The organism is Acidaminococcus sp. CAG:542, assembly GCF_000437815.1.
Taxonomy (GTDB): Bacteria; Bacillota; Negativicutes; order Acidaminococcales; family Acidaminococcaceae; genus Acidaminococcus.
Map to the genome: position 1 here is coordinate 1 of NZ_FR902061.1, position 4,035 is coordinate 4,035.

The window sequence follows — 4,035 nt, forward strand, 5'->3', positions numbered from 1 at the left end:
GTTCGCCGAAGGCAAACCCGTCCCGGCCGCCCAGAGGGCCAATACGTTCAAAGCCAGATGCCTGGCATCTGGCCTCTAAAACGACAAACGATGAACCCGAAAAAAGCCGCCACCCGAAGGTGACGGCTGTCCTTTTTAAAAGTTGGTCGGGGCGACAGGATTCGAACCTGCGGCCTCTTAGTCCCGAACCAAGCGCGCTACCAAACTGCGCTACGCCCCGACAACACAAATAAATTATAGAGGGTCAGCGGCCATTTGTCAACTGTTCTTTGCCAAATTCCGGAAAAATTTTCAGCCGGATCTCGAAAGGCCGCTCCCAAGGCAGGTTTACGGCGAACTGGGCGTCCCGGAACCAGTACCGGGTCCCGACCTCTTCATAGTAGGGGAACTGGCGGCAGTACCACAGGAGCACCTGGTGGTAGATCCCCAGCTCCCGGGACAGGTAGCAGGTGGCGGCGTTGGGATAATCCCCGCCTTTTTCCGGGTCCACGCCGTTGAAGTCCTGGAGCTCCGCCATATGGGGCCGGATCAGCTTCTGGTAGGCCCAGTCGTCCAGGAACCGGGCGTAGTTGAACCGGAAATTGGCGCTGTACAGGGCAGGAAGCTGGTCCTTGGGCAGCCGTTTTGCCTGGCCGGACACAATGGTCCCCTGGGCCACGGCAGTGCCGATGGCGTTGGAGGCGGTGTTCCAGCCGGAATAGGACAGCAGCCGGGGCAGGGGCGTCCCGTTGGCCATGAGATGGGGCAGGATGCAGTCTCCGGCGGCGAACCGGGTGGACAGGTCCACCAGAGCCACCGGTTTCCGTTCCATCAGGCTTTTGATGTCTCTGGCGATCCTGGTATAGTCTTCGTCCTTTTCCCCGCCGCAGTGGATGTACAGGACGAAATCCGCCTCATCCAGGGAACCGGTTTCCACCCCGTTGGCCAGCTTGATCTTTTCTTCCGCAATCTGCCCCAGGGTCAGGGGAACGAAATGGAGGGTGTAGTCCTTCATGGCCGGGTCCCCGTAGAGCACTTTGATCCTGGGACGGTATCCGGTGCGCCGGCTGTAGATCCTGGCGGCGGCCAGGGTCCCCAGTTCGTCCGCCCCCTGGGAGGTGTAGATGGGGGGATGCAGGTCGTAGGCCTTGGGGTAGGCTCCCGCGTTCAGCCGGTTGTAGTTGGGCAGTCCGTAGGGATGGGCATCGTCCTGGCCGATCACCAGGTCCGTCAGGTTCTCTTCGGTGACGAACTGGACCAGCTCCTCATTGAACCGGTCGTTGTCCCGGTACAGGGTGATGTACTTCCACTTCAGGTCCATGGGGATCAGGGCCTTGACTTCTTCGTAGTTCTCCTTGTCGTAGGGCAGCCCCCGGATCTTCTTGTCCATGTTAATGGTCCAGGTCATAAGATGCCACTGGTACCACCGGTCCGGCAGCACATGGTCGCTGATCAGCAGACGGGGGATGATGGAATACAGGTAGAACTGCTTGTCCGGGTTGTCTTCCTTCAGGTCCTCCAGGTACGTGAAGAAGTCTCCCGCCTTCCGGTCCGTCAGGGGCTCCATCCGGGAATGGAGCAGGCCTCCGAAGATCAGAAGGTCCGAAGAAAGTAGCGCTCCCTGCTGGCCGGGCATGATGCCGGTGAGCCAGGATTTGAGAGCTGGTACCTTGGCCGGTTCGTCGTACCAGTCCATGATCTCATCAGGGGGTGCGGTGAAATGGATGCCCCCCAGGGCCCCCAGTTCTTCGGTGAAATCCCGGCAGGGAGGCCGGTTGTCCAGGGGCAGAAGGGCCCATTTTTCCGCCGCCGGTACCTCTCCGGGAGAAAAAACAGCCCCTCTGGGTGCCAGAGTATGATACAATACACCTGCGGCCATGGCTGCAGCGGCAAGAGCCAGAAGGGGTTTCTTCAGCTTCACGGGGGGATGCTCCTTTCACAGTATAATAATCTATTATAACGTACGGAAGAGGTTTTGTGTATGCGAATCATTACGGGAAAGGCCAGGGGACTGAAACTGGTGACCCCGAAGAACTATCTGGTGCGGCCTACAGCGGACCGGGTGAAGGAAGCCCTGTTCAACATCATCCAGAGCCGGATCCCCGGCAGCACCGTGCTGGACGCCTTTGCAGGCACCGGGAACCTGGGGCTGGAAGCCTGGAGCCGGGGAGCGGAACAGATCGTCTATTTCGACAAAAGCCGGGAGAGCCTGAAGCTGGTGAAGGCCAATGTGGAAAAGGCACGGGCCGGAGAGCAGGTGACCCTGATCCACACCGACGCGGTGAACGGTCTTGCCATGATGGCCCAGCAGGGAAAGGCCTTCGATGTGATCTTTTCGGACCCGCCCTATGACAAGGGACTGAACCGGAAAGTGGTGGAGGCCCTGGAAAAATGGCCGGTGCTGAAGGAGGGCGGTCTCCTGGTGCTGGAACACTCCCTGGAGGAGGATCCGGCAGACTATCTGCCCCAGGGTACGGAATTCCGGCAGGAAAAGTACGGAGATACGAAAATCTCCCTAATAGTGTGGAAAAGCTGAACCGTTTTTGTTATAATGGTACGTAGCAAATCTGCTTCTCTTGGAGGTTCAACGTGCGTAAAGCGGTATGTCCGGGCAGTTTCGACCCGGTGACCATGGGACATCTGGATATTTTTGAACGGGCCAGCAAGATGTTTGATGAACTGATCATCAGCGTGTTCGTGAACCCGGCCAAGGACAAGGCCATGTTCTCCATGGAGGAACGGGTCTCCATGATCCGTCAGGCAACGGCCCACATCCCCAATGTGCGGGTGACATGTTTTTCCGGCCTGCTCAACGAATTCTGCGAAAAGAAAGGGGCCCGGTTCATTGTCCGGGGTCTCCGGGCGTTTACGGATTTCGAATACGAATTCCAGCGGGCGCTGCTCATGAAGGAAATCGATGAACAGCTGGAAACGGTGTTCATCATGACCAACGCCAAATATTCCTATCTCAGCTCTTCCGGAGTGCGGGAAATGGTCTATTTCGGCGGCGATATTTCCGGTTTTGTACCGGACTGCATCCGGGAGCAAGTGATGGCCCGGGGGAAACAATCTCTCAAACGGTAGGATCGAATACAAAAAGGAAGGAACGATGGTCATGGAATTGGATAAAATCTTGGACGAAATGGAAAGCATTCTGTCAGATGGCTGGAGGATCCCTCTTGTCAACAAGGTGATGATCGACGAAAACGAAATCACCATGGTGATGGACAAGCTGAGAGCGGCGGTGCCTCTGGAAGTGAAACGGGCCCATGACCTGCTGGAAGAACAGAAGAACATCATCGACAAGTCCCGGGCGGAAGCCGACCACATTGTGGAACAGGCCCATGCAGAAGGGGGACGGATTGTGGATCTGGCCAAGGCGGAAGCGGACCGTCTGGTGCGCCAGGAAGAAGTGGTGAAGGCTGCGGAAGAAAAAGCCAACGGGATCATCGCCACCACCCAGCAGTACGACCGGGATATGCGGGCGGCTGCAGATGCCTATGCGGAAAAGCTCCACAGCGAATCCATGCAGTACGCCATGGACGTGTTCAACTATCTGGAAGAAAACCTCACCAAGACCCTCAGTGCCGTACGGGACAACGGGAACGCCCTGAAATCCAGCTACGACGCCGACCACCAGCTGAACGCCGGGGACAAAGGGGAAGAAGAGAAATAAGGGACGCAACGGAAAAAGCCTGTTGTGCTGCTCAAGGCAGCATAACAGGCTTTTCTTTGTAATCCCGGTCCGTGATCTTTCCTTCGGTCACCAGCTGGTACAGGTCCTGGGCCCTCAGGTCCAGCTGGAGCTGGCGGCGGAAGGCGGGGGAGGGGGCCTTGGCCAGGGTGTCCTTCTGGATGGCGGTGAGAAGGGGGAGACGGGCGGTATGCTTCATGGCCCGGAGCAGCTGCCGTCCCCGGTCCGTGAACCCCAGCACCCGCAGGTACTGCGGCCCTTCCTGGGCCCCCTGGCGGAAAGGACAGTCCGGGCCGGACAGCAGGAACTGCCACAGGATCCGCCGGATCCGGGAAGGGGAATACCGCCGGGTGCGCACCTGG

The 4,035-nt window shown here is 58.3% G+C and carries 5 protein-coding genes and 1 tRNA gene; 3 read left to right on the forward strand and 3 right to left on the reverse strand.

What is annotated here, in order from left to right:
* Positions 1–143 precede the first annotated feature (143 nt).
* Together QVO43_RS04760 and QVO43_RS04765 are read right to left on the reverse strand one after the other, a co-directional pair.
* Positions 144–220: transfer RNA gene (locus QVO43_RS04760), tRNA-Pro, on the reverse strand.
* A 24-nt stretch (positions 221–244) separates the two neighbouring features.
* The gene (locus tag QVO43_RS04765) at positions 245–1,900 is read right to left on the reverse strand and encodes a DUF4127 family protein (RefSeq protein ID WP_022487437.1); all 1,656 of its coding nucleotides are present in this window, start codon (positions 1,898–1,900) and stop codon (positions 245–247) included.
* A gap of 60 nt (positions 1,901–1,960) precedes the next feature.
* Here QVO43_RS04765 and rsmD point away from each other — a divergent pair, with 60 nt between their 5' ends.
* Genes rsmD through QVO43_RS04780 form a run of 3 tightly spaced genes read left to right on the forward strand, consistent with a single transcriptional unit; the run spans position 1,961 to position 3,655 of the window.
* Positions 1,961–2,515: a 16S rRNA (guanine(966)-N(2))-methyltransferase RsmD gene (rsmD, locus tag QVO43_RS04770; protein ID WP_022487438.1), complete on the forward strand. Its 555-nt coding sequence runs from the start codon at positions 1,961–1,963 to the stop codon at positions 2,513–2,515.
* Between the two features lie 53 nt (positions 2,516–2,568).
* Entirely contained in the window at positions 2,569–3,063 is a 495-nt protein-coding gene (gene coaD / locus QVO43_RS04775) for a pantetheine-phosphate adenylyltransferase (RefSeq protein ID WP_022487439.1), read from the forward strand.
* A gap of 31 nt (positions 3,064–3,094) precedes the next feature.
* Positions 3,095–3,655: a hypothetical protein gene (locus tag QVO43_RS04780; RefSeq protein ID WP_022487440.1), complete on the forward strand. Its 561-nt coding sequence runs from the start codon at positions 3,095–3,097 to the stop codon at positions 3,653–3,655.
* 31 nt (positions 3,656–3,686) lie between these two features.
* Here the strand turns inward: QVO43_RS04780 and QVO43_RS04785 are convergent.
* Positions 3,687–4,035 (reverse strand): nucleotidyltransferase family protein (locus tag QVO43_RS04785; protein WP_288174538.1); only part of this gene is annotated, 349 nt, incomplete at its 5' end.